This window comes from Luteibacter sp. HA06 (genome assembly GCF_054061215.1).
In genome coordinates this window covers 1,860,875-1,882,828 of sequence record NZ_JBSSDZ010000001.1, presented here as the reverse complement: position 1 = coordinate 1,882,828, position 21,954 = coordinate 1,860,875, and the positions used below count along the sequence as shown (strand labels likewise).

Below are 21,954 nucleotides of genomic sequence, written 5' to 3'. Positions count from 1 at the left end.
GGGCCATCCTTGCCGTTACACTCGGGGCTGACCTTATATGCCAAGGGGACTCCCCGCCGATGCGTCGCCTCGCTCTCGCCTGCCTGACCGCCCTGACCCTCGCCGCCTGCCATTCCCACGACGAAGACAAGACGGCGGCCACGCCACCGCCTGCGCCGGCAAAGGCCGCCACCTCGCCGCCTCCCCCACTCCCGGCCGTGGCCAACGAGCAGCACACGTTCAGCCCCGAGATCACGCCGGACGACTTCGCCGCGCACCTGCGGGTCATCTCGTCGGACGAATACGATGGCCGCAGGCCCGGCACCCTGGGCGAGCGCCTGACGACCAACTACATCATCGAGCAGTTCAAGCGGATGGGGCTGGAGCCCGGCAACAAAGGCGAGTGGGTGCAGACCGTGCCCGCCGTCTCGACCGCCCTCAGCGACCAGACCAATCTCAAGCTCGATGTGGCCGAAGGAGGCGGGCAGGAAGCCTTCGCCTTCGGCAGCGACATGGTCGCGGGCACCCTCCAGGCGAAGTCCGACGTGGATCTGAAGGACTCCGACGTGGTCTTCGTGGGCTATGGCGTGAACGCCCCCGAGGCCCAGTGGAACGACTTCGACGGCGTGGACGTGAAGGGCAAGACCGTCATCGTGCTGGTCAACGACCCGGGCTGGAACGCGAACGACCCCAAGCTCTTCAAGGGTCGAGAGATGACTTACTACGGCCGCTGGACGTACAAGTTCGAGGAAGCCGCTCGTCAGGGTGCCGCGGCCGCCTTCATCGTTCACCAGACCGAGCCGGCCGCCTATGGCTGGAACGTCGTGCAGAGCGGCTGGTCCACGCCGCGGCTGGATCTGCCCCAGAGTGAGGATCCCTCACCGCGGCTTCCTGTCGCCGGCTGGCTCACGCACGAAGCGGCGCAGCGCCTGTTCGCCAAGGCGGGCAAGAACTTCGACGACCTGGCGAAGCAGGCCGACGTGCGTGGCTTCAAGGCCGTGCCGCTCGAGGCGAAAGCTTCCATCCACCTGCAGAGCACGATCAGCCACTCGCTCAGCAATAACGTCATCGGCATGGTGAAGGGAAGCGACAAGCCCGACGAAGCGATCGTGTACACCGCTCACTGGGATCATCTTGGGCACGACCCGTCATTGAAGGGCCACGCGATCTACAACGGCGCGGTCGACAACGGCACCGGTATCGCCGCCCTGCTGGAGATTGCCGGCAAGTTCGCCCAGGACAAACCGAAACGCACGGTGATCTTCGCCGCCGTGACGATGGAGGAATCCGGCCTGCTGGGCTCCGCGTACTACGTCGCCCATCCACCCTTCCCGCTCAACAAGACCGTCGCCGACATCAACATGGATGCATTACCGATCACCGGCGCCACGAAGGACATGGAGGTGGTCGGTCTCGGCCAGGGCGACCTCGAAGACATCTTCGCCGATGTATTGAAGGCAGATGGACGCGTCGTCAGCGGCGACGCCTCACCCGGGAAGGGTCATTATTTCCGGTCGGATCACTTCAACTTCGCCAAGGCCGGCGTGCCCGCACTCGCTGCAAACGGTGGGATCGACATGGTCGTCGGTGGCAAGGCCGCGGGCGAAGCAGCCTCCGAAGACTATGTGAAAAACCGCTATCACCAACCCACCGACGTCTACGACATGCGCTGGAACTTCGACGGCGTCACGCAGAACGTCAAGGCCTTCTATGCCCTCGGCGAAAAACTCGCCGACAGCGACACCTGGCCCGTGTGGAAAGACGGCAGCGAGTTCAAGGCCATCCGCGAAAAGTCCTTAGCCACCCCGGCCAAAAAGAAAAAGTAACCCCATCGCCGCTTTTACCGTGGAAGCCGCTTTACTGTGGGAGCAGCTTCATTGTGGGAGCCGCTTTACTGTGGGAGCCGCTTCAGCGGCGATACCAAGGTTTCCTCAACCCCATCGCCGGCATAGCCGGCTCCCACATAAAGCGCGGCTCCCACATAAAGCGCGGCTCCCACAAAAAGCTCAGTAATTAACCTGCAACTGCACGCGAACCAGTTGCCCATCGATCCGACGATACGGCGCCGCGCTCACATCCGTGCGGCGCATGTTCGCCCAGGCGACCGCCAGTTCGACCGCGCTGGACGGCTGCCATTCCACACCGGCCTCCAACTCGTCCACCTGCATCTTCGGCGCGTTCGTATCGAACTTCGCCGCCCCCCGGTAGGTCTGCCACTTCGCATACGGCATCAGCGAACCGTAGTCGCCGTCGAACTTGTACATCACCTGCGCGTAGCCACCACGCAACGACTGCGTGCGGATGACCCGCCGTGCGACATCGAGTTCCGGCCCCTGCCCCACGGTCCACTCCGCCTGGAAACCGAACGGCTGTGGGTAATACACCACGTGCGCCGCAACACGACGATCCATGGAGCCTGCCACAGGCGCATCGACCACGGGCGTGAACGTGGCGCCGCCGATGGTCGCCGAACCGGTGCTCACCTTGTAGCGACCCGAGTAAGCGTCGGCGCCGACTTCCAGGTATTGCCCATTGGCGAACTTGAACGGATACGAGAAGTGAATCACCGAGTGCAGCTGGTCGTTGCGATCCGGTCGGTTCGCGCCCTGTCCGTTGTACACGCCGACACCGAAGACACCGTAGTCGCCGGAGCCTTTCAGCCCCGACTTGACCAGATAGGCGTAGCGCTCTTTGATCTCCTTCGGCGTCCAGTAAAAGAACACACCGAGATCGCGTTCATCGCGCACGGCTGAGTTGAGCGCGTCGGCGCGGTCGAAGGCGAGGCGGTTCTGACTCGACTGCAGGTCTTCCCAACCGTAAGGAATTTTCGACTGACCCGCGCGGATGCGAAACGTCTTGTCCTTGTCCAGCCACAAGTCCGCGTACGCGTCGCGCAGCTGGGCGAAATTGCCCGTGCTCGAACCCGTGGGCGTGCTGGCAAAATCCGGCTGTATGTAGATCGACATCCTGTCGGTCACGTCGCCGCTGATGACCACCCGTGCGCGGCGGATGCCGAAGCCCTGCTCACGACCGATATAGCGATCGCCCGGCGACTTCAGGTCCTTCGCGTCGCCGCCGGCTTCCTGGTTGTAGCGCAACTGCACGTAGCCACGGATGCCTATCTTTTCGTACCAGGCCTTGGTCGCCGGGGCGGCTGCGGCTGCGGCTGCGGTGGTAACGGTGGGCGCAGCGACCGCGACCGCGGCCGGCGTATCCGATACCTGCGCGAACTTGCCCAGGCGCTGACGACCAGGGCCCGGCTCCGCAAATAGCTGCCGGGTATTCGTATCAACGTAGAGCTCGATCGCTTCCTGGGGCGCGCCCTCGGCGGCCGCGGTGCCGCACATCGTCCAGAAGGCGGCGGCTAGGGGGAATCGTTTCATGCCGACTTGCTCCGAAAATTCTCATCTAAACGTCTGAGAAAATCCTCAAACGTCAGCGATAGTGGTGACTACGTGCGCCAAACATCGATAAGTCGCTCGATGGGCGGGCACGTTATCGGCCTCCGGTTGCACTTCCGTGACAGTGGCAAGCGACGCCAATCCACGCAGGTTTCTGCGCTGCAACACTTTCGTCATGCCCGCGTAACAAGGGATAATTCGCAAAGACGCGCCCTCGCCAGGGGACCGGCTCGACCGCAGTTGGCGAGGCACTCTCACCCCCAGGACCACCCCAGGCGGAACACACCATGTCTCTCGTAAGCTCGCGCCGTATGCCGCGACGTCTCGTCATTGCCCTGTCCATCGCCACGGCACTCACCGCTGGCCCGGCCTTCGCTCAGGACGCCACGACCAACGCTCCGAAGGCCAAGACGGCCACACTGGAGACCGTCACCGTCACGGCTGAAAAGCGCACGGAAGACCTGCAGAAGGTGCCCATCTCGATGACCGTGATCACGGCCGAGAAGCTCGAGGCATTCGGCCAGGCCGGCGACGGTGTGCTCCAGCTCGCCGCCCGCGCGCCCAGCGTGTACGCCGAGACGTCTTACGGCCGCGAGTTCCCGCGCTTCTACATCCGCGGCCTCGGCAACAGCGACTTCGACCTCAATGCGTCGCAGCCGGTGTCCATGGTTTACGACGACATCGTCCAGGAAAACCCGATCCTCAAGGGCTTCCCACTGTTCGATCTGGAGCAGGTGGAAGTGCTGCGCGGCCCGCAGGGCACCCTGTTCGGCCGTAACTCGCCCGCCGGCGTGATCAAGTTCGAGTCGCGCAAGCCGACCCAGGAAACCGAGGGCTATGCCCGGGTGTCCTACGGCTCGTACGGCACCGCCAATGCCGAAGCCGCCCTTGGCGGCGCCATCAGCTCCGACTGGTCCGGGCGCGTGTCCGCCATCGCCCAGCATCGCGATGGCTGGATCGACAACGACTACAAGGGTGAGAAGAACGATCTCGGCGGCTACAACGACCGCGCCGTTCGCCTGCAGGCGTTGTACAAGGCATCCGACGACTTCGATGCGCTGATCAACGTGCACGGCCGCCTTCTCGACGGCAGCGCCATGGTCAACCGCGCCAATGCGATCACCTTGGGCAGCGACCAGTTCGTGCAGGGTTTCGACCGCGACTCGGTTTCGCAGGACGGCAACAACAAGCAGCACCTGTTCACCTGGGGCAGCAACCTGCACCTGAACTGGCACTTCGGCGATCTCAACTTCACCTCGATCACCGGCCTCGAGCGCGCGCAGACCTACAGCCTCGGCGATGTCGACGGCGGCTACGACGCTTCCGAGACGCCGGCACGCCCGAGCGCCACGGATCGCACCACGCCCTTCTACTCCGAGACCGCGGACGCGCTGCCGAAGGATCGCCAGATCAGCCAGGAGTTCCGCCTGTCCAACGACAACGCCGATCGCCTGAAGTGGCAGGTGGGCACGTACTACTTCGACGAAGACGTTGCGATCACCAACTATTCGTACGACACGCTCAACAACCACGCCCTCAATGGCCTGGTCGACCAGAGCCAGCACACGAAGGCGTGGGCGCTGTTCGGCTCCACCGATTACCAGTTCACCGACGTGTTCGACCTGCGCGCCGGTGCCCGCTGGTCGCACGACAAGCGTGACTTCAGCGCCGAACGCTTCATCGGCTTCACCGGCCCGATCGGTCCGCTGACCTCCAAGCCGACCGATTCGCGCTGGAGCGGCGACCTTACCGGTACGTGGCAGTTGTCGAAGAACGCGAACGTCTACGCGCGCGTTGCCAACGGCTTCCGCGCCCCCAGCGTGCAGGGCCGCATTACCTTCGCCAACAGCATCTCCACGGCGCGGCCGGAGACGGTCACCTCGTATGAAGTGGGCTTCAAGTCGACGACGGAAGACAACAAGGTCCGTTTCAACGCCGACGTCTACAAGTACAACATGCACAACCAGCAGCTCACGGCCGTGGGCGGCGAGAGCAACGTCACCGAGCTGATCAACGCGAAGAAGACCGAAGGCTACGGCGCCGAGTTCGACCTCGAGGCCTACCTGACGCCGCAGTTCTACATGACGGCCGGCGGCAGCTATAACCACACGGAGCTGAAGGACAAGAACCTAGCCATCGCGCCATGCGGCGGCGGCTGCACCGTGCTCGACCCGCTGAACGCCGAAGGCAACGCGCTGATCAATGGCAACTCGCTGCCCAACGCGCCGAAGTGGATCGGCACCTGGACCGCCCGCTACGGCATCCCCTATGGCGAGAGCGGCGAGTTCTTCGTCTACACCGACTGGAACTACCGCAGCGACGTGAACTTCTTCCTGTATGACTCCGAAGAGTTCAAGAGCAAGCCCTTCCTCGAAGGCGGCGTCCGCGTCGGTTACAACTGGGACTTCGGCAAGCGCGAGATCGCCCTGTACGGTCGTAACATCACCAACAAGCGGGTGATCACCGGCGGCATCGACTTCAACAACCGCACGGCCTTCGTGAACGATCCGCGCATCATCGGCGTGGAGTTCCGCGCGGAGCTGTAAAGCCCCGAGCGACCTCGATCGGCTAACGGCCGGCCCCCTCGGGGGTCGGCCGTTTTCATTTGGGACGGGCGGAACCCTGTGGGAGCCGCTTCAGCGGCGATCCCGCGGCAGCGGGCCAGGCAGGCCTAAACCTTTTCCCCAGAACCCGCATCAGACCTGGTGCCACCGACGCACCCCACCAGCACAGCGCGGCACGGCATAGGCCATAAGTCATATGGAATTTCACGAAATTCTGGTTGACGACTAAAAATCTGGTGTTATAGTTCACTACAACACCGGTCACCCACACCACCACTGGAGTACTGAAATGAAAAACCTCAACCTCGCCGCCCTCGCCGCCGCCTTCGCCATCGCCACGGCCTCCCTGGCTGGCTTCCACAGCACCTCCACCGCCGCCGCGCCGCTTTCCGAGATCAACGGCACGCACGTCACCGACCTGGCCCCGATCGTCGTCTACGCCAACACGCCCGACAGCGTCGCCGCCCTCTAACCCACTGACCAACCTGCAGCAAAGTCATCGGAGTCGAACCATGAAAGCGCCGAACCTCATCGCACTCACCGCCTCTGTACTGATCGCCGGAACCAGCGTGTTCGCCCTGCGCTCCTTCGATGACCGCGCCGCTGCACTGGTCGCAGCACCCCATTTCGTCAACGGCGTCCGCGTCGTCGACCTCCCGGCCATCCATGTGCGGCCTACCGACGCCGATGTGCGCGAGGCGGTACTGGCCAGCGAGGCCACCCTGGATTCGGCGGCTGCCGCCCTCAAGCGCAGCGCGGAAGATCGCGCCGCTGCGCTGATCGGCGCGCAGCTGGCCATGCCCTACTATTCGTTTGGTAATGCACTGCGCCGCACGGCCAAGGATTAAATACATGTCCATCACCTGGAACGACAGCGTCCCGATCTACCGCCAGCTCCGCGAACGCGTGGTGGCGATGATCCTGGACGGCGCCTTGAATGAGGGCGACCCGCTGCCGTCGGTACGTCAGGTCGCGGGGGATTTTCAAATCAACCCGCTGACCGTTTCCAAGGCGTACCAGGAGCTGGTCGACGAACAACTGGTTGAGAAACGGAGAGGTCTTGGCATGTTCGTTATCGATGGGGCGCGCGACGCGCTGCTGAAAAGTGAAAGGGAGCGCTTCCTGCGCGAAGAATGGCCGGCGCTGTTTGCCCGCCTCCAGCGCATGGGCCTCGACCTCAAGACCTTGATGCGTGAAGCCCAGGGCTCCACGGAGGATCCGTCATGACCGCGGTCGTTACCGCCACTGGCCTGAGCAAGCGCTACAAGTCGTCGATGGCGCTGGACGGCGCCACCTTCCAGATCGGGTCGGGTCGCATCGTCGGCCTGATCGGCCCCAACGGTGCCGGCAAGACGACGGCGCTCAAGGCGATCCTCGGCCTGACCACCTTCGAAGGCCAGCTCAACGTCCTCGGCCTGGACCCACGCAAGGATCGCGACAAGCTGATGGAACAGGTGTGCTTCATCGCCGACGTGGCGGTGCTGCCGCGCTGGATCCGGGTGAAGGACGCGGTGGACTTCGTCGCCAACACGCATCCCCGCTTCGACCGCGCCAAGTGCGATGCCTTCCTGGCCCGCACGAAGCTGCAGCCGCAGCAGAAGGTGAAACAGCTGTCCAAGGGCATGATCGTGCAACTGCACCTGGCGCTGGTGATGTCGATCGACGCTCGCCTGCTGGTGCTGGACGAACCCACGCTGGGCCTGGACATTCTTTATCGCAAGCAGTTCTACCAGAGCCTTCTGGAAGACTACTTCGACGAAGAGAAGACCATCCTGGTCACCACCCACCAGGTCGAGGAGATCGAACACATCCTCACCGACCTGATGTTCATCCGCGACGGCAAGATCGTGCTCGATACCGACATGGACAGCCTGGGCGAGCGTTTCGCCGAGGTACTGGTCGGCGCCGAGTTCGCACACGCAGCCCGGGAACTGAAGCCGCTCGATGAGCGCCAGGTCTTCGGCAAGAGTATTTTCCTCTTCGACAACGTCAGCCGGCCCGAGCTGGAACGCCTGGGCGAGGTACGACGCCCGTCGATCGGCGACCTCTTCGTCGCCACCATGAAGGGCACCTACGCATGAAAACCTTCTACTGGCTGGTCAAGCGCGAGTTCTGGGAACACAAGGGCGGCTTCTTCTGGGCGCCGGTAGTCACCGGCATCGTCTTCCTTGTCCTCAACGGCATGGGTATCGCCCTGGGCGAAGTGTTCGGACGGAAGTGGGGCGGCCTGCAGTTCGGCGGCGGCAACTTCCACATGCAGAGCGACATGAGCCTCGCGGACCTGCATAACGTCGGCGCCGGCATCGACATCATGCTCTACACCGTCGCCGCGATCATCCTCGGCGTCACCGCCATCGTCGTGTTCTTCTACTGCCTGGGTGCGCTCTACGACGACCGTCGCGATCGCAGCATCCTTTTCTGGAAGTCGCTGCCACTGTCGGATACCTCGACCGTGCTGTCGAAGCTGGCAAGCGCCGCCGTACTTGCTCCCGCCATCGCGATCGTCGTCGGTGTGATCGTCGGACTGGTACTGGCACTGTTCCTCGCCATCGTCGCCACGATTCACGGCCTCAGCCTGTGGTCCCTGCTGATGGAGGCACATCCGCTCCGCGTGGCGATCAACCTGGTGCTCCTGCTCCCGCTGTACGCCATCTGGGCATTGCCGACGCTGGGCTGGTTGTTGCTCTGCTCGGCCTGGGCGAAGAGCAAGCCGTTCTTCTGGGCGATCGCCCTGCCGGTCGGCTCTGGCGTCATCGTCTCCTGGTTCGGCTTGATGGGTCTGTTCAACCTCTCGACCGACTGGTACTGGAAGAACGTGGTCAGCCGCCTGCTGGGCAGCCTGGTTCCGGGTAGCTGGGTTGGCAACGCCTCGCCGCTGGTGGTTCCCGATCACAAAGATCCGGCCGCCCTGCTCGACAGCCTCGACCTGGCCTACCACTACAGCGCCCTGGCCAGCCCCTCGATCTGGATTGGTGCGGCTGCAGGTGCGGTCATGATCGTCGGCGCCATCTGGTTCCGCCGCTGGCGAGACGAGAGCTAAAACGAAACACCGGCGGCCCCTTCGGGGGCCGTCTTCATTTAGCGTGTTGCGCACGATGCCCGCAGGGTCTAAAAACAAGGCAACGAAGCGCCCGGTGAGGGGACCGCCGCCTCGATCCGGCTCAATGGGAGCCGGATCACGAGCTTGCGTCCATCGCAGGGGATCCTCGCCATGACCACACCAGACGCCGCGATCGCGGAGCCGACCCCAGAGAGCGAGCGCGAAGCGGTGGCGCAACGACGATCAGCGGCGGGGATCGATCCCGGGGCGCCTCCCATCGGTCTTGCGTTCTCCGGTGGTGGCATCCGCAGCGCGACGTTCTGCCTCGGCGTATTGCGTGCCCTCGCCCGCAACAAGGTCCTGCATCGTTTCGACTACCTCTCGACCGTTTCTGGCGGGGGCTACGTCGGTTCGGCCTTCGGCAGGCTTTTCCACCGCGGCAAGGAGGGTGACGCTGCCTCGGTCGAAGCTGGCATCGCGGACGATGGCTCGCTGTTCCTGTGGTGGCTACGGAACAACGGCCGCTTCCTGGCGCCAGCCGGTGCGGCGGACCTCGTGCAGGCGCTCGCCAGCCAGCTTCGCGGCTTCCTGGCTACGCAGGTCGAAGTCGCTGTACTGATCATGCTGTTCGCGGGTGCCATCACCCTGCCCCACCTGGCGTACTCATGGGTATTTGCCGTGAGCGAAGGCATGCCCGTGGCAATGAGCCTCTGGTGGTGGCTCTTGCCGCTTCCAGCGGCCGGCGCGCTGACCATGTGCTACGCGTACTGGTTCCTGGGCAAGGCCAGTGCAGCCGGCCTCGCCACTGCGGTACTGGCCACGATCGTCGGCGTTTATCTCGCGGCGCAGGCGAGTGCTACCCCGACCTCCTTCGATGCGACGCTGCTATGGCTTGGCACCATCGGCATGCTCCCTTCGCCCGTTGCCTGGATCTGCGCCCGACTGAGCGGGCTGCGGCGCTCCGAAGAAACCAACCGCGTGCGCTACACGAAGGGGCTCGCGTGGTGCCTGAAAGCACTGGCGGTCGTCTTCGCCTTCGGCATCCTCGACATGCTCAGCTGGTACATGAAGCTGTGGCTGACCCAACTGGGTGGCGACGCCGCCGGCGGCAACGTGGCCACCGGTGTCGGCGTGACGACCGTGCTGATCGGCATCGCGCGCCTCGTGCTGCCGATGTTGCAGACGGGCAGCAAGACCGGCATTGCCAGGCTGCCCTGGGGCATGCTGGCCAACGTGCTCGGCCTGATCCTGGTCATGGCCCTCGCCCTGTTCTGGATGACGATCTTCCAGACCATCATCTTCCCCGACAAGGGCGACGTGCTCGGCAGCCTGCTGCGCAACGCCTATGCGCGCTGGGCCAGCGTGGCCGGCATCAGCCTGATCTACGTGTTGTTGAACGGCCGGGCGCTGCAGCAGCTGAACCGTTCGTCCCTGCACTTCTTCTATCGCTCACGCATCGCGCGGACGTATGTGTCGGTAGGTAACGGGCCTGATGGCGGCAGTGCGCACCCGCGTTTTCCTGCAAGCCCGACGGCGGCGAATACGCGCGACCTGACCGAGGCCACGGCGAAAATCACCTCGCTCATGGATGGCGATGACATCGCCATGACCGACTACGCACCGCACCGTTTCGGCGGTCCGATTCACCTTATCAACTGCTGCATCAACCAGACCGTCGACGACCGCACCGGCACCTACAATGCCGACCGCAAAGGTGTCAGCCTCACGGTGAGTGCGCTGGGTGTCGAGACAGGAACGCACCTGCCCGAGGCGAACTCGGCTGGTCTCCTGCGCGACAGCACCGTGGCCGAATGGGTGGCGATTTCAGGTGCCGCGCTGGGCTCCGGCATGGGCTCGCTGACGCGCCCCGGTACCGCGGCCATGGCCTTCCTCAGCGGTCTCCGGCTCGGCTACTGGCAGGACAACCTCACCGTTGGCTTCACAAAGAAACGCAACCTCGTCGCCAAGTACTTCGCCGTGCTTCGCGAGATGTTCGCCCGCTTCCCCGGCCTGGGCAGCGCGGACTGGTACCTGTCCGATGGTGGGCACTTCGACAACACAGGTGTTTACTCGTTACTGAAGCGGCAACTCTCGCTGATCGTCCTCGTCGACTGCGGCGCCGATCCGGAGTACCGCTTTGCGGACGTCGAGAACCTGGTACGGAAGGCGCGTATCGACTACGACGCCACCATCGCCTTCGTCGACCCCGCCGGCATTGCGCCGCTGGCGGGCGCACTCGCGCCAAAGTTCGGCACACCCGACACGATCTCCAACGGCCCCGGCGACGCTCATCTGCTGCTTGCAAGGATTACTTACGCGGATGGCCAACACGGAACGCTGCTGATCGTGAAACCGCGGACCACCTGCGACATGCCGCTGGATATCGCTGGCTACGCGGACCGCGAAGAAACCTTTCCGCAGGAAAGCACGAGCAACCAGTTCTTCAGCGAAGCGCAGTGGGAAAGTTACTGCGAACTGGGCGTCCTGCTGGGCACGCCCCTTGATCCTTCCCTGCTGGAGCACCTCCCGGTATGGGCCTGGAATGCGCCTGTCATCGGTGCCAACTCGGCGCTGCTTTCACCTGCGACGAGTCCCATGAGTCGCACCCAGCGGCTGGCCACCACGGTCGGCACATCCATCGGCGTGGGTGCCTTGCTCACTGCCCTGCTTGCCGGCTGGCAGGCCTGGGACTCGCACAAGCAACAGATGGCGGAGGTGCAATCGGCAGCGAACGCCGAGGCGAAGGAGATCAACGACGAAGTGCGCTCCTTGCTCACCTACCTCTCTGCGCCTGAACGGCAGAATGCCAGCTTCGATCCGTCGGTCGACGCCACCGTCAACCTGCTTACCTCCGAGATCGGCAACACCACGCTATCCGATCAGCAGATCAAGACCATGCAGGATCTCGCTAACCTGCTGTCACCGATCTGCGCCCGCACGCAGGACGCCACGCTGCTGACGCAGTGCGACTACGACCTCTTCGTGCTGACCAATACCGGACACGAGACCACGAGCGCCTGGGACAACGCGATGGCCAACTACAAAGGTTGGCGCGACCCGGCGGCCGTGGCCTTCGTGACGAACGAGAACGGCACGTCGGATATGAGCTTCGGCCTGCCGAAGGCGATTCCACCTGCGGTTGAGCCCGCTCCGGCTTCGGTGACGTCCACGGCGTCCGCTCCGCCACCGCCACCGCCACCGCCGGCGCCGGCGCCGGCGTCACCACCGCCGCCAGCGCCCGTCGACCCCGCGAAGCTGCGCAGCGACGTGATCGCCGCCTGCGGCCAGAACGGCCAGACGTTCATGCTCTACACGCAGATCTACGACGACAGCCAGCGTGCCGACGTGCTCCGCAGCCTCGCACCGGTGCGAGAACTGGGCATCGTGGTGCCCGGTGTCGAGAACGTCACCGACACCGCCAAGCGCAACGGCAGGCACGGTCCCTTTGAATGGAAGTCGCCCACGGTGCTGTATGCGCCCGACGGCAAGACCTGCGCCACGGCCCTCGTCAAATGGGGTAACGCCACGCTTCCCGCCTTGTCCAACGCACCGGCAAAGGCCGTTGCCCTCCCCGCGGGAACGGGAACGAGCAACGTCCTGGAGCTATGGATTCCGAGGAGGCGATCGGTTGGCCCTTAAAACCGGCGGCTGTCACCCACCACCGCCACCACTGCCACCATGGATGCCGCCTTTCGTCAGCGCAGCAGGATCCAGCAGCTTGGCCAGCTCGGCCTTGGACAGGCCGGTCGTTTCAAGGGCGACATCCATGATCGGCCGCTTCTCCTTGTACGCCTGCTTCGCCGTCGCAGCGCCCTTCTCGTAACCGATCACCGGGTTGAGTGCCGTCACGAGGATCGGGTTCTTGTCGAGCGCTTCGCGGATGTGTTCTTCGTTGACTTTGAAGCCGGCAATAGCCTTGTCGGCGAGCAACACGGTCACGTTGGCGAGGATCTCGATCGACTGCAGCAGGTTGTACGCGATCACCGGCAGCATGACGTTGAGCTGGAAATTGCCCGACAAGCCGCCGATGGCTATCGTCGCGTCGTTGCCTATCACCTGGGCAGCGACCATCGCGGCCGCTTCGGGGATCACCGGATTGACCTTGCCCGGCATGATCGATGAACCCGGCTGCAGCGCCGGCAATTCGATTTCACCGAGGCCGGCGAGCGGACCGGAGTTCATCCAGCGCAGGTCGTTGGCGATCTTCATCACCGCGACCGCCAAAGCACGCAATTGCCCGGAAAGCTCGACCGGGGCGTCCTGTGCCGCCATGCCGGCAAAGTAGTTCTCCGAGGACTCGAACTTCACACCGGTAAGCTTTGACAGTTCCGCGGCGACAGCGGGACCGAATTTCGGATCCGCATTGATGCCGGTACCGACGGCACTGCCACCCTGCGGCAGGCGACGCATACGCTTGAGCGTGTCAGTGATGCGTTCGGACGCGTCGGCGATCTGAGCCGACCATCCCGAGAGCTCCTGGCCGAAGGTGATCGGCATGGCATCCATCAGATGCGTGCGACCGGTCTTGACGACCTTCTTCAGCTCCTTCCCGCGCGTGTCGATGGTCTTGCGCAGGTGCTTCAGCGCCGGCAGCAGTTTCTCAGTGGTCGCAAGCGTGGCGCTGACCAGGATCGCCGTGGGAATGACATCGTTGGAGCTCTGGCCGGCGTTGACATGGTCGTTCGGGTGCACGGTCGTGCCGGCAGCCCCGGCGAGATGGGCGATCACCTCGTTGGCATTCATGTTCGAGCTCGTGCCCGACCCGGTCTGGAAGACGTCGATCGGGAAGTGTTCGTCCACACCACCGGCGGCCACCTGTTCAGCCGCCGTGCGAATCGCCCTGGCCGACGCCTTGTCGAGATGCCCGAGCTTGACGTTCGCCTCCGCCGCCGCCGATTTGATCAGCCCCAGCGCGCGGATGAACTCGCGAGGCATGGTCAGGCCCGACACCGGGAAGTTGTCCACCGCCCGCTGGGTCTGGGCGCCGTAGAGGGCCTTGGCGGGTACCTTCAACTCGCCCATGCTGTCGCGTTCGGTGCGGAACTTGCTCATGCGGGGAACCTCGGTGGGGGATTCCCATACAGTAAGGCCGATGGCGACGCTTTTGTAGGAGCCGGCTCCCGCACAGGGCTTCCCGGCCGTCTCGCGGTATAATCGCCGGCTGCTCCCGCCTAGCCTCCAGGAACGCCCCATGTCCCACGCCACGCTGACCGCCCTCTCGCCGCTGGACGGCCGCTACGCCTCCAAAGTGGAGCCGCTGCGCCCGATCTTCAGCGAATTCGGCCTCATGCATCGCCGCGTGCACGTGGAGATCCACTGGCTGCTGGCCCTCGCCGCGCACCCGGGCATCGTCGAGCTACCCGCCTTCCCGGCCGACGCCGTGACCCGCCTGCTCGCCATCGCCGACGACTTCTCCATCGAAGACGGCGAGCGGATCAAGGCGATCGAGGCGACCACCAACCACGACGTCAAAGCCGTCGAGTACCTGATCAAGGAAAAGATCGGCAACGATCCCGCCCTGGTCCAGGCCAAGGAGTTCGTGCACTTCGCCTGCACCAGCGAAGACATCAACAACCTTGCCTACTCGCTGATGCTGCGTGACGCACGCGAGTCGGTGCTGCTGCCGGCACTGGACCAGGTCATCGCGACACTGCGCGGTCTCGCGCACGAGCACGCCGGCCTCTCTCTGCTCGCGCGCACGCACGGCCAGACCGCCTCGCCGACCACCATGGGCAAGGAGATCGCCAACGTCGTCGCGCGCCTCGAGCGCCAGCGTCGCCAGCTCGTGGCCATCGAAATCCCGGGCAAGATCAACGGTGCCGTCGGTAACTACAACGCGCACGTCATCGCCTATCCGGCGATCGACTGGCCCGGGCTGGCGTCGAACTTCGTCGACGGCCTCGGCCTCACGTTCAATCCGTACACGACGCAGATCGAACCGCACGACGGTATCGCCGAGTTCGCCGACGTGCTGCGCCGGATCAACATCATCCTGATCGACCTCGCGCGCGACATCTGGGGTTACATCTCGCTGGGTTATTTCCGCCAGGCACTCAAGGCTGGCGAAGTCGGTTCGTCCACGATGCCGCACAAGGTCAACCCGATCGACTTCGAGAACGCCGAAGGTAACTTCGGTCTCGCCAACGCCCTGCTCGGCCACTTCGCCGAGAAGCTGCCGATCAGCCGCTGGCAGCGCGACCTCACCGATTCCACCGTGCTGCGCGCGCTGGGCACGGCGTACGGCCACTCACTGGTGGCCATCGAGTCGCTGCTCAAGGGCCTCGGCAAGCTCAACGTCAACGCCGAGCGCGTCGCCGCCGACCTCGACAACAGCTGGGAAGTCCTCGCCGAAGCCGTGCAGACCGTCATGCGTCGCTTCGGCCTGCCGGAACCGTATGAACAGCTCAAGGCACTCACGCGCGGCCAGGGCATCACGAAGGACTCGATGCGTGCGTTCATCGCTGGCCTCGACCTGCCTGCCGATGCGAAGCAGGCACTGGCTGAGTTGACGCCTGCGTCGTACATCGGCCTTGCGGACAAGCTCGCGAAAGCGATCTGATCGCGCGAAACCATCGCGCACAAAAAAAGCCCGGCATTCGCATGCCGGGCTTTTTTTTGGTTCTTCGCGGATTACCGGGGAAGGCGGCGCGGATCTTCATAAAGAAGTACGCGCTGTCGCGGTAGCCGTAGGCCATCCGCTTCATAACCTTGATGCGGTTGTTGATGCCTTCGAGCTGGCCGGTATGCATCGGCCAGCGGACCCGCGCGAGGATGCCGCGCCAGTAGCCGCGAAGGCTTTTGGCAAAGTGGATCATGGCTGGAATGCCGCTTTCCGCCGCGTGGCGATGCCACTGCTTCCAGGATCGGCGCCACGCCCATGCCGAGGGCGCATTCCATAGATCTTTGAGCTGGGCTTTCATGACGTAGACCGTCATTAGGGCCGTGTTGGCCTCGAGCACTTCCTTGAGTTGGAGTTGCTGGCTAGCGGCGCGGATGTGCTCGGGATTGCGCAACAAGAGCCAGTGCGATCGCTTGACGACCCGCCGTGCGGGCTTGTCGTGCCGGAGTTTGTTGGCCGTATCCACGCGCACTCGACTGATGACTTCGCGGCCGTATTTGGCGATGACATGGAACAGGTCGTAGACGATGCGGGCGTGGCGACAATGCTTGCGCACTTCCAGGTCGAAGGCAGTATTCATGTCCATCGCCACCGCTTCGATGCGGGCGCAGCCGTTGGCGCCCAAGGCCTCGAAGAAGGGTCTTACGGCCGCTCTGCTGCGACCTTCGCCGATCCATAACACCTGGCGAGTATCGGCATCGAGCACCACGCTGGCGTAGCGATGGCCCTTGTGCAGGGCGAACTCGTCCATCACCAGACGTCGCGGCGACGCTGGCGGCAAGGCCGCCAAGGTCTCTTCCAGGCGTTGCTCATCGAGTCGACGCACCGTGCTCCAGTGCAGATCAAACATCGCTGCAACATGCGCCGTGGGCAGCTTTGCGCACCAATATGCCGCCTGTTGAGCCAGCCGCCGGGTGATGCGGGCATGACGATCCAGCCAGCTCACCGCTTCCAGCCGCTGGCCACAATCGGGGCAAAGCAGCCGCCGCAAGGTGACCTCAAGCGTGACCGGATGTCCCACCATCGGCAGGTCGCGGATCCGACGCTCGACGTACTCGTGAACGGGTAAGCCAGCCGCGGAACAACCCGCGCATCGCGCCGGCTCACGGCCATCGGGGGTCAGTCGCACCCTCATCTGACCGTCCACCAGCTTCAACTCGTCAACAACAAACCCCTCCCAAAACGGGAGCAAGCCGGTAAGATCGTCCATGGGAGCGGTTCTCTGAAGATTGTTTGGTCGCACAAACATCTTGCCGGAGTTACCGCTCCTTTTTTATGCCCGCTCCCCGGACTTCCGTGAAGAACCTTTTTTTTGTGTTCAGCGATCAGTGATGGTCGTGATCGTTGCAACTATTGTCGCGATGGTCGCGATCGTCGCAGTGGTGATCGGGGCCGTTGTTGTAGCGGTCGTGGTCGTAACCACCGTCACGGTGGTCGCGGATGATGCAGCCGCTGAGGGAGGCGACGGACGACAGAAGCATGGCGATGATAAGCAGGCGTTTCATGATCACTCCCAAGATACCGACGTAGCGTCACATCACCGCAAGCTACGCGCGGTGGGATCAAGGGGTGATGAAGTGCTGCGGCGTCAGGAGCTTCGCCTACAAGTCGGCTCCTATTAGGCAGCGCTTCGGCGGCGCGCCCGCAGAGGCTACAATGCCGCCCATGGCCATCCAGACCCCCTCCCGCAAGACCCTCCCGATCGAAGTGCGCGGCAGCGCCAGCCAGCCGCTCGGCATGAGCGCCGCGCAGTTCCTGCGCGACTACTGGCAGAAACGGCCGCTGCTCATCCGCAACGCCTTCCCGGACTTTGAATCGCCGATCCAGCCGAACGACCTGGCTGGGCTCGCGTGCGAAGAAGGCGTGCTCGCCCGCCTCATCATCCACGACGAAAAGCGAGACCGCTGGACGGTCAAGAGCGGCCCCTTCGACGAAGCCGAATTCGGCAGGACCCCCAAGCGCGACTGGACCCTGCTGGTCCAGGACGTCGACAAGTGGGACAACGATGTCGCCGGCCTGCTCGGGCATTTTTCCTTCCTGCCGAGCTGGCGCGTGGACGACGTGATGATTTCCTACGCCGAGGACGGCGGCGGAGTCGGCGCGCACGTGGACCAGTACGACGTCTTCCTGCTGCAGGGCATCGGCCAGCGCCACTGGGCGATCAGCGACGACCCGGACGCCCCGCTCGACTTCCGCACCGACGTGGAGCTGAAGCAGTTGAAGCACTTCCTGCCCACCCACGAGTGGCTGCTCGAACCCGGCGACATGCTCTATCTCCCCCCGGGCGTGCCGCACGACGGCATCGCCCTCGGTGACTGCATGACCCTGTCGATCGGCATGCGCGCACCCTCGCAGGCCGAACTCACGGGCGACCTCGCGGACTTTCTCGCCGAGCGCATGCCCGACGAACTGCGCTACACCGACGCCGACCTCGTTCCCGCCAAGCGCGTGGGCGAGATCGACACCGCCGCACTGAACCGCCTGCGCCAGGCCCTGCCCTTCGCGGCCGCACTCGACCGAGACCTGTTGGCCGACTGGTTCGGCCGCTTCATCACGCGCTACCGCAATGCCCAGGTGCCAGCCGCGCCACCCAAGGCCAGCACCGCAGCCGCCCTGGACAAGGCACTGGAGGCCGGCGCAGCACTTGTCCGCCACCCGTTCGCACGTCTCGCCTGGGTCCGCGGCAAGAAGGACGCCACGCTTTATGTGAGCGGCCACGCCTATGCCTGCCCCATTGACCTCGCCGAGCGCCTGTCGGCGGAGCGCGAGTTCCGACTCGACGGCGCGCCCAGCGCCGCCCAGCGCGAGGTCCTGTTGGCCCTGGTCAACGAAGGCCAGCTGGTCGTGCGCAAGGGACGCCGTCGGTGAGCGATACGGCGGACACGGTGCTGACCGTCGAGGACCGCGCCGGTCTTGAGGTCGCCCATGTCCGCCTGCTGGCCCAGGCCCGTTATCGGGCCGCGATGTACCTGCCGCGCATGGAGACGGGGATCCTCGACAGTGAGGCGATTCTCACCGAGCTGCGGCGCCTCGCCACCAGCGGTCGTCAGGCCAGGGTCCGAATTTTGACCCACGACGCCGAGCAGGCCCATCGTGACGGGCACCGCCTGATCGCCCTCGCCCAGCGCCTGCCCACCGCCGTCTCGATCCGCATGCCATTGGACGAAACCGATTTCGCATACGGCTCGGCGTTCATCTGCGATACCGGCAGTGGCTTCCTTTTCCGACCCGTCGCCAGCCGCTACGAAGCACGGGGCAATCTCGACGCTCCGGGTGAGACCTCTCGTCTCATGGCGTATTTCGACGAAGTCTGGGAGCGGGCCGAGCCGGCATGGCAGATAAGACCACTCGGGATCTGAAAGGCGTACGAAACGTGAATCCGGGTTGGCGCGTCGCAGCACCACGGAGCTATACTTAACGGATTCTTATGCCGCGGCGCGTCCCCACGAGTCCAGCGGCAGCCCGTCCTTTTCGTGTGTGCCGGTGGTGACGTGAGCGCAAACCTGATCCGCGAGTTTTCCGAATCCTCCCAACTCGCCGGCGGCAACGCCGACTACGTAGAGCAAGTCTACGAAGCCTGGCTGGCCGATCCCGGCTCTGTCCCGGGCGAATGGGATACGTATTTCAAATCCTTCAAGGGTCGCGAGGCCGGTGATGTCGCCCATTCCGGCGCCATTGCCCGCATCGAAGCCGCGCAGAAACAGCGCCGCACGGCCGCCCCGGCGCCCGCCGCCGGCTCCGCCGACAACGCCTACGCGCAGAAGCAGGCCGGCGTGCTCCGCCTGGTCACGGCTTACCGCTCGCGGGGCCACATCGCCGCGCAGCTGGATCCCCTCGGCCTGACCATCCCGGATATCGAAACCCCCGACCTTGGCCTGGCCTTCCACGGCCTGTCCGACGCCGACCTCGGTACCGAGTTCGACGCTGGCACCTTCGCCGGCGGCGGCCAGCGCATGACGCTGCGCGATCTCCTCGCGAAGCTCAAGCAGATCTACACCGGCACCGTCGGTGCCGAGTTCATGTACATCTCCGACTACGAGCAGCGCTCGTGGATCTACTCGCGCCTGGAAAAGGCCGCCGGCTCGCCGGGCCTGCAGAAGGCCGAGAAAGTCCGCGTGCTCGAAGCCCTCACGGCCGCGGAAGGCCTGGAGCGTTTCCTCCACACCAAGTACGTCGGCCAGAAGCGCTTCTCGCTCGAAGGCGGCGAAAGCATGATCCCGATGGTCGATGACATCGTCCGTGCCGCCGGCGACAACGGCGTCAAGGAAGTCATCATCGGCATGGCCCACCGCGGCCGCCTCAACGTCCTGGTCAACATCCTCGGCAAGGCGCCCTCGCAGCTCTTCAACGAGTTCGAAGGCAAGTTCGAGCATGACGACAGCCCGATGCACACGGGCGACGTGAAGTACCACCTCGGCTTCTCCGCCGACGTGAAAACGCCTAACGGTGGCGTGCACGTCGCGCTGGCGTTCAACCCGTCGCACCTGGAAATCGTCAACCCGGTGGTCGCCGGTTCCGTGCACGCGCGCCAGTCGCGCCGTCGCGATACCGCCCGCGAAAAGTCGATGGCCCTGCTGATCCACGGCGACGCCGCCTTCGCAGGCCAGGGCGTCAACATGGAACTGATGCAGATGTCGCAGGCCCGTGGCTTCGCCATCGGCGGCACGCTGCACATCGTGATCAACAACCAGGTCGGCTTCACCACGTCCAAGCGCGAAGACGCCCGCTCCACGCTGTACTGCACCGACCTCTCCAAGATGGTCAACGCGCCGGTGTTCCACGTGAACGGCGACGACCCGGAAGCCGTGCTCCAGGTCACCCGCCTCGCGTATGAATTCCGCAAGGAGTTCAAGAAGGACGTGGTCATCGACCTCGTCTGCTACCGCCGTCATGGTCATAACGAGGCCGACGAGCCGGCAGCCACGCAGCCGCTCATGTACCAGGTTATCCGCAAGCGTCCGACCACGCGCGACCTCTACGCGCAGGCGCTGGTGAAGTCCTCGACGATTGGCGCGGACGACGGCCAGAAGATGCTCGACGATTACCGTGCCCGCCTCGAGAAGGGCGAGCCGCTGATCGCCATCGAACCGAATCCTACCCGCGACATCCCGGTCGACTGGACCCGCTTCCAGAAGACCAGCCTGTCGATGGAAGTGGACACCGGCGTGCCGCGCGAGCAGTTGGCCAAGGTGCTCGACACCATCCTCACCCTGCCGTCCGACGTCACCCTGCACGCTCGCGTTGCCAAGATCTACGACGACCGCCGCAAGATGGCCGCCGGTGACCTGCCGGGCGACTGGGGCTTCGCCGAGAACCTCGCCTACGGCACGCTCATCGCTGAAGGCAACGACCTGCGCATCGTGGGCCAGGACGCCGGCCGCGGCACGTTCTTCCATCGCCACGCCGTTCTGCACGACCAGAACAGCGACAACACCTACCTGCCGCTGGGCAAGGTGCGCGCCGACGCCCGCGTCGACGTCATCGACTCGCTGCTCTCCGAAGAAGCCGTCATGGCCTTCGAGTACGGTGAAGCCACGACCTCGCCTGACCAGCTCACCATCTGGGAAGGCCAGTTCGGCGATTTCGCCAACGGCGCCCAGGTCGTCATCGACCAGTTCATCAGCTCGGGCGAAGCCAAGTGGGACCGCCTCTGCGGCCTTACGCTGCTGCTGCCGCACGGCCAGGAAGGCGCCGGCCCGGAGCATTCCTCCGCCCGTCTGGAGCGTTTCCTCCAGTTGTGCGCGCTCGACAACATGCAGGTCTGCGTGCCGACCACGCCGGCCCAGGCCTTCCACATGATCCGCCGCCAGCAGGTGCGCCCGGTGCGCAAGCCGCTGATCGTGATGACGCCGAAGTCTCTGCTGCGCCACAAGCTGGCCGTGTCCTCGCTGGACGAACTGGCCAACGGCAAGTTCCAGCTGGTGATCGGCGAGCACCGCGATCTCCCGGCGAAGAAGGTCAAGCGTGTCGTCCTGTGCTCGGGCAAGGTCTACTACGACCTGCTGGAAGATGCCGACAAGCGCGGCCTGACCGACGTCGCCATCGTGCGCGTCGAGCAGCTCTATCCGTTCCCGCGCCCGGAAGTCTCGGTCGAACTGGAAAAGTTCGCTTCCGCCAGGGAAGTGGTCTGGTGCCAGGAAGAACCGATGAACCAGGGTGCATGGTTCCAGATTCGTCACCACCTGCAGGCCTGCATCGGTTCGAAGCAGAGCCTGTCTTACGCAGGACGCTCGCGTTCGCCGTCGCCGGCTCCGGGCCATCTCAACACCTATATCGCCGAACAGACGGCGCTCGTCGAGCAAGCGCTCGTCGCGCCAGTCGGCACCGATCACGCAGCGGAGTAAGGCAAGC

At 64.5% G+C, this 21,954-nt stretch carries 15 protein-coding genes and 1 pseudogene; 12 read left to right on the top strand and 4 right to left on the bottom strand.

Annotated features, from left to right (window positions below; translation table 11 throughout):
- The first annotated feature begins 59 nt into the window (after window positions 1-59).
- Window positions 60-1,805 carry a M28 family metallopeptidase gene (locus ACVWWJ_RS08640; RefSeq protein WP_456967415.1) on the top strand — a complete coding sequence of 582 codons (1,746 nt, stop codon included), beginning with the start codon at window positions 60-62 and terminating at the stop codon, window positions 1,803-1,805.
- 180 nt (window positions 1,806-1,985) lie between these two features.
- Here ACVWWJ_RS08640 and ACVWWJ_RS08635 read toward each other — a convergent pair whose 3' ends face one another.
- A complete protein-coding gene (locus ACVWWJ_RS08635; protein ID WP_456967414.1) occupies window positions 1,986-3,362 on the bottom strand; it encodes a porin in 1,377 nt (458 codons plus the stop codon).
- A 305-nt stretch (window positions 3,363-3,667) separates the two neighbouring features.
- Between ACVWWJ_RS08635 and ACVWWJ_RS08630 the strand changes: the two genes are divergently transcribed.
- The 7 genes from ACVWWJ_RS08630 to ACVWWJ_RS08600 all read left to right on the top strand — a co-directional run bounded on the left by ACVWWJ_RS08630 (window position 3,668) and on the right by ACVWWJ_RS08600 (window position 12,623).
- A complete protein-coding gene (locus ACVWWJ_RS08630) occupies window positions 3,668-5,926 on the top strand; it encodes a TonB-dependent receptor domain-containing protein (RefSeq protein WP_159891171.1) in 2,259 nt (752 codons plus the stop codon).
- Window positions 5,927-6,233: 307 nt separating this feature from the next.
- Window positions 6,234-6,416: a hypothetical protein gene (locus ACVWWJ_RS08625; RefSeq protein ID WP_159891173.1), complete on the top strand. Its 183-nt coding sequence runs from the start codon at window positions 6,234-6,236 to the stop codon at window positions 6,414-6,416.
- A gap of 40 nt (window positions 6,417-6,456) precedes the next feature.
- On the top strand, window positions 6,457-6,792 hold the full coding sequence (locus tag ACVWWJ_RS08620) for a hypothetical protein (protein ID WP_159891175.1): 336 nt from the start codon (window positions 6,457-6,459) through the stop codon (window positions 6,790-6,792).
- A gap of 4 nt (window positions 6,793-6,796) precedes the next feature.
- Window positions 6,797-7,171 (top strand): GntR family transcriptional regulator, encoded by a 375-nt coding sequence (locus tag ACVWWJ_RS08615; RefSeq protein WP_046969113.1) that lies wholly within the window; start codon window positions 6,797-6,799, stop codon window positions 7,169-7,171.
- The gene (locus tag ACVWWJ_RS08610; protein WP_159891177.1) at window positions 7,168-8,025 is read left to right on the top strand and encodes an ABC transporter ATP-binding protein; all 858 of its coding nucleotides are present in this window, start codon (window positions 7,168-7,170) and stop codon (window positions 8,023-8,025) included. The genes ACVWWJ_RS08615 and ACVWWJ_RS08610 overlap by 4 nt, the downstream gene beginning before the upstream one ends.
- Window positions 8,022-8,984: a hypothetical protein gene (locus ACVWWJ_RS08605; RefSeq protein ID WP_456967413.1), complete on the top strand. Its 963-nt coding sequence runs from the start codon at window positions 8,022-8,024 to the stop codon at window positions 8,982-8,984. Before ACVWWJ_RS08610 ends, ACVWWJ_RS08605 begins: the two co-directional genes overlap by 4 nt.
- A gap of 171 nt (window positions 8,985-9,155) precedes the next feature.
- Window positions 9,156-12,623, top strand: coding sequence for a patatin-like phospholipase family protein (locus ACVWWJ_RS08600; protein WP_456967412.1), 3,468 nt, complete (start codon window positions 9,156-9,158; stop codon window positions 12,621-12,623).
- 12 nt (window positions 12,624-12,635) lie between these two features.
- Here the strand turns inward: ACVWWJ_RS08600 and ACVWWJ_RS08595 are convergent, their stop codons facing one another.
- Window positions 12,636-14,036, bottom strand: a complete 1,401-nt coding sequence (locus tag ACVWWJ_RS08595) for a class II fumarate hydratase (protein WP_456967411.1) — start codon at window positions 14,034-14,036, stop codon at window positions 12,636-12,638.
- Between the two features lie 139 nt (window positions 14,037-14,175).
- Here ACVWWJ_RS08595 and purB point away from each other — a divergent pair, with 139 nt between their 5' ends.
- Window positions 14,176-15,543 (top strand): adenylosuccinate lyase, encoded by a 1,368-nt coding sequence (gene purB, locus ACVWWJ_RS08590; protein ID WP_456967410.1) that lies wholly within the window; start codon window positions 14,176-14,178, stop codon window positions 15,541-15,543.
- 64 nt (window positions 15,544-15,607) lie between these two features.
- On the opposite strand, the pseudogene ACVWWJ_RS08585 reads toward purB, so the two are convergent.
- A pseudogene (locus ACVWWJ_RS08585) lies at window positions 15,608-16,813 on the bottom strand (ISL3 family transposase); the annotation flags it as partial.
- Window positions 16,814-16,928: 115 nt separating this feature from the next.
- Window positions 16,929-17,108 carry a hypothetical protein gene (locus tag ACVWWJ_RS08580; protein ID WP_159891187.1) on the bottom strand — a complete coding sequence of 60 codons (180 nt, stop codon included), beginning with the start codon at window positions 17,106-17,108 and terminating at the stop codon, window positions 16,929-16,931.
- Window positions 17,109-17,268: 160 nt separating this feature from the next.
- Here ACVWWJ_RS08580 and ACVWWJ_RS08575 point away from each other — a divergent pair, with 160 nt between their 5' ends.
- The 3 genes from ACVWWJ_RS08575 to ACVWWJ_RS08565 all read left to right on the top strand — a co-directional run bounded on the left by ACVWWJ_RS08575 (window position 17,269) and on the right by ACVWWJ_RS08565 (window position 21,947).
- On the top strand, window positions 17,269-18,471 hold the full coding sequence (locus ACVWWJ_RS08575) for a JmjC domain-containing protein (RefSeq protein WP_456967409.1): 1,203 nt from the start codon (window positions 17,269-17,271) through the stop codon (window positions 18,469-18,471).
- Window positions 18,468-18,962, top strand: a complete 495-nt coding sequence (locus ACVWWJ_RS08570; RefSeq protein ID WP_456967408.1) for a DUF7931 domain-containing protein — start codon at window positions 18,468-18,470, stop codon at window positions 18,960-18,962. The genes ACVWWJ_RS08575 and ACVWWJ_RS08570 overlap by 4 nt, the downstream gene beginning before the upstream one ends.
- Before the next feature lie 132 nt (window positions 18,963-19,094).
- Entirely contained in the window at window positions 19,095-21,947 is a 2,853-nt protein-coding gene (locus tag ACVWWJ_RS08565; protein WP_456967407.1) for a 2-oxoglutarate dehydrogenase E1 component, read from the top strand.
- The last annotated feature ends 7 nt before the right edge of the window (window positions 21,948-21,954 follow it).

Bases quoted from the DNA above. Each gene is read 5' to 3' on its own strand.
- ACVWWJ_RS08615 (WP_046969113.1), top strand. From the start codon at position 6,797: ATGTCCATCACCTGGAACGACAGCGTCCCGATCTACCGCCAGCTCCGC.
- ACVWWJ_RS08630 (WP_159891171.1), top strand. From the start codon at position 3,668: ATGTCTCTCGTAAGCTCGCGCCGTATGCCGCGACGTCTCGTCATTGCC.
- ACVWWJ_RS08605 (WP_456967413.1), top strand. From the start codon at position 8,022: ATGAAAACCTTCTACTGGCTGGTCAAGCGCGAGTTCTGGGAACACAAG.
- ACVWWJ_RS08640 (WP_456967415.1), top strand. From the start codon at position 60: ATGCGTCGCCTCGCTCTCGCCTGCCTGACCGCCCTGACCCTCGCCGCC.
- purB (WP_456967410.1), top strand. From the start codon at position 14,176: ATGTCCCACGCCACGCTGACCGCCCTCTCGCCGCTGGACGGCCGCTAC.
- ACVWWJ_RS08575 (WP_456967409.1), top strand. From the start codon at position 17,269: ATGGCCATCCAGACCCCCTCCCGCAAGACCCTCCCGATCGAAGTGCGC.
- ACVWWJ_RS08635 (WP_456967414.1), bottom strand. From the start codon at position 3,362: ATGAAACGATTCCCCCTAGCCGCCGCCTTCTGGACGATGTGCGGCACC.
- ACVWWJ_RS08600 (WP_456967412.1), top strand. From the start codon at position 9,156: ATGACCACACCAGACGCCGCGATCGCGGAGCCGACCCCAGAGAGCGAG.
- ACVWWJ_RS08620 (WP_159891175.1), top strand. From the start codon at position 6,457: ATGAAAGCGCCGAACCTCATCGCACTCACCGCCTCTGTACTGATCGCC.
- ACVWWJ_RS08580 (WP_159891187.1), bottom strand. From the start codon at position 17,108: ATGAAACGCCTGCTTATCATCGCCATGCTTCTGTCGTCCGTCGCCTCC.
- ACVWWJ_RS08610 (WP_159891177.1), top strand. From the start codon at position 7,168: ATGACCGCGGTCGTTACCGCCACTGGCCTGAGCAAGCGCTACAAGTCG.
- ACVWWJ_RS08625 (WP_159891173.1), top strand. From the start codon at position 6,234: ATGAAAAACCTCAACCTCGCCGCCCTCGCCGCCGCCTTCGCCATCGCC.
- ACVWWJ_RS08595 (WP_456967411.1), bottom strand. From the start codon at position 14,036: ATGAGCAAGTTCCGCACCGAACGCGACAGCATGGGCGAGTTGAAGGTA.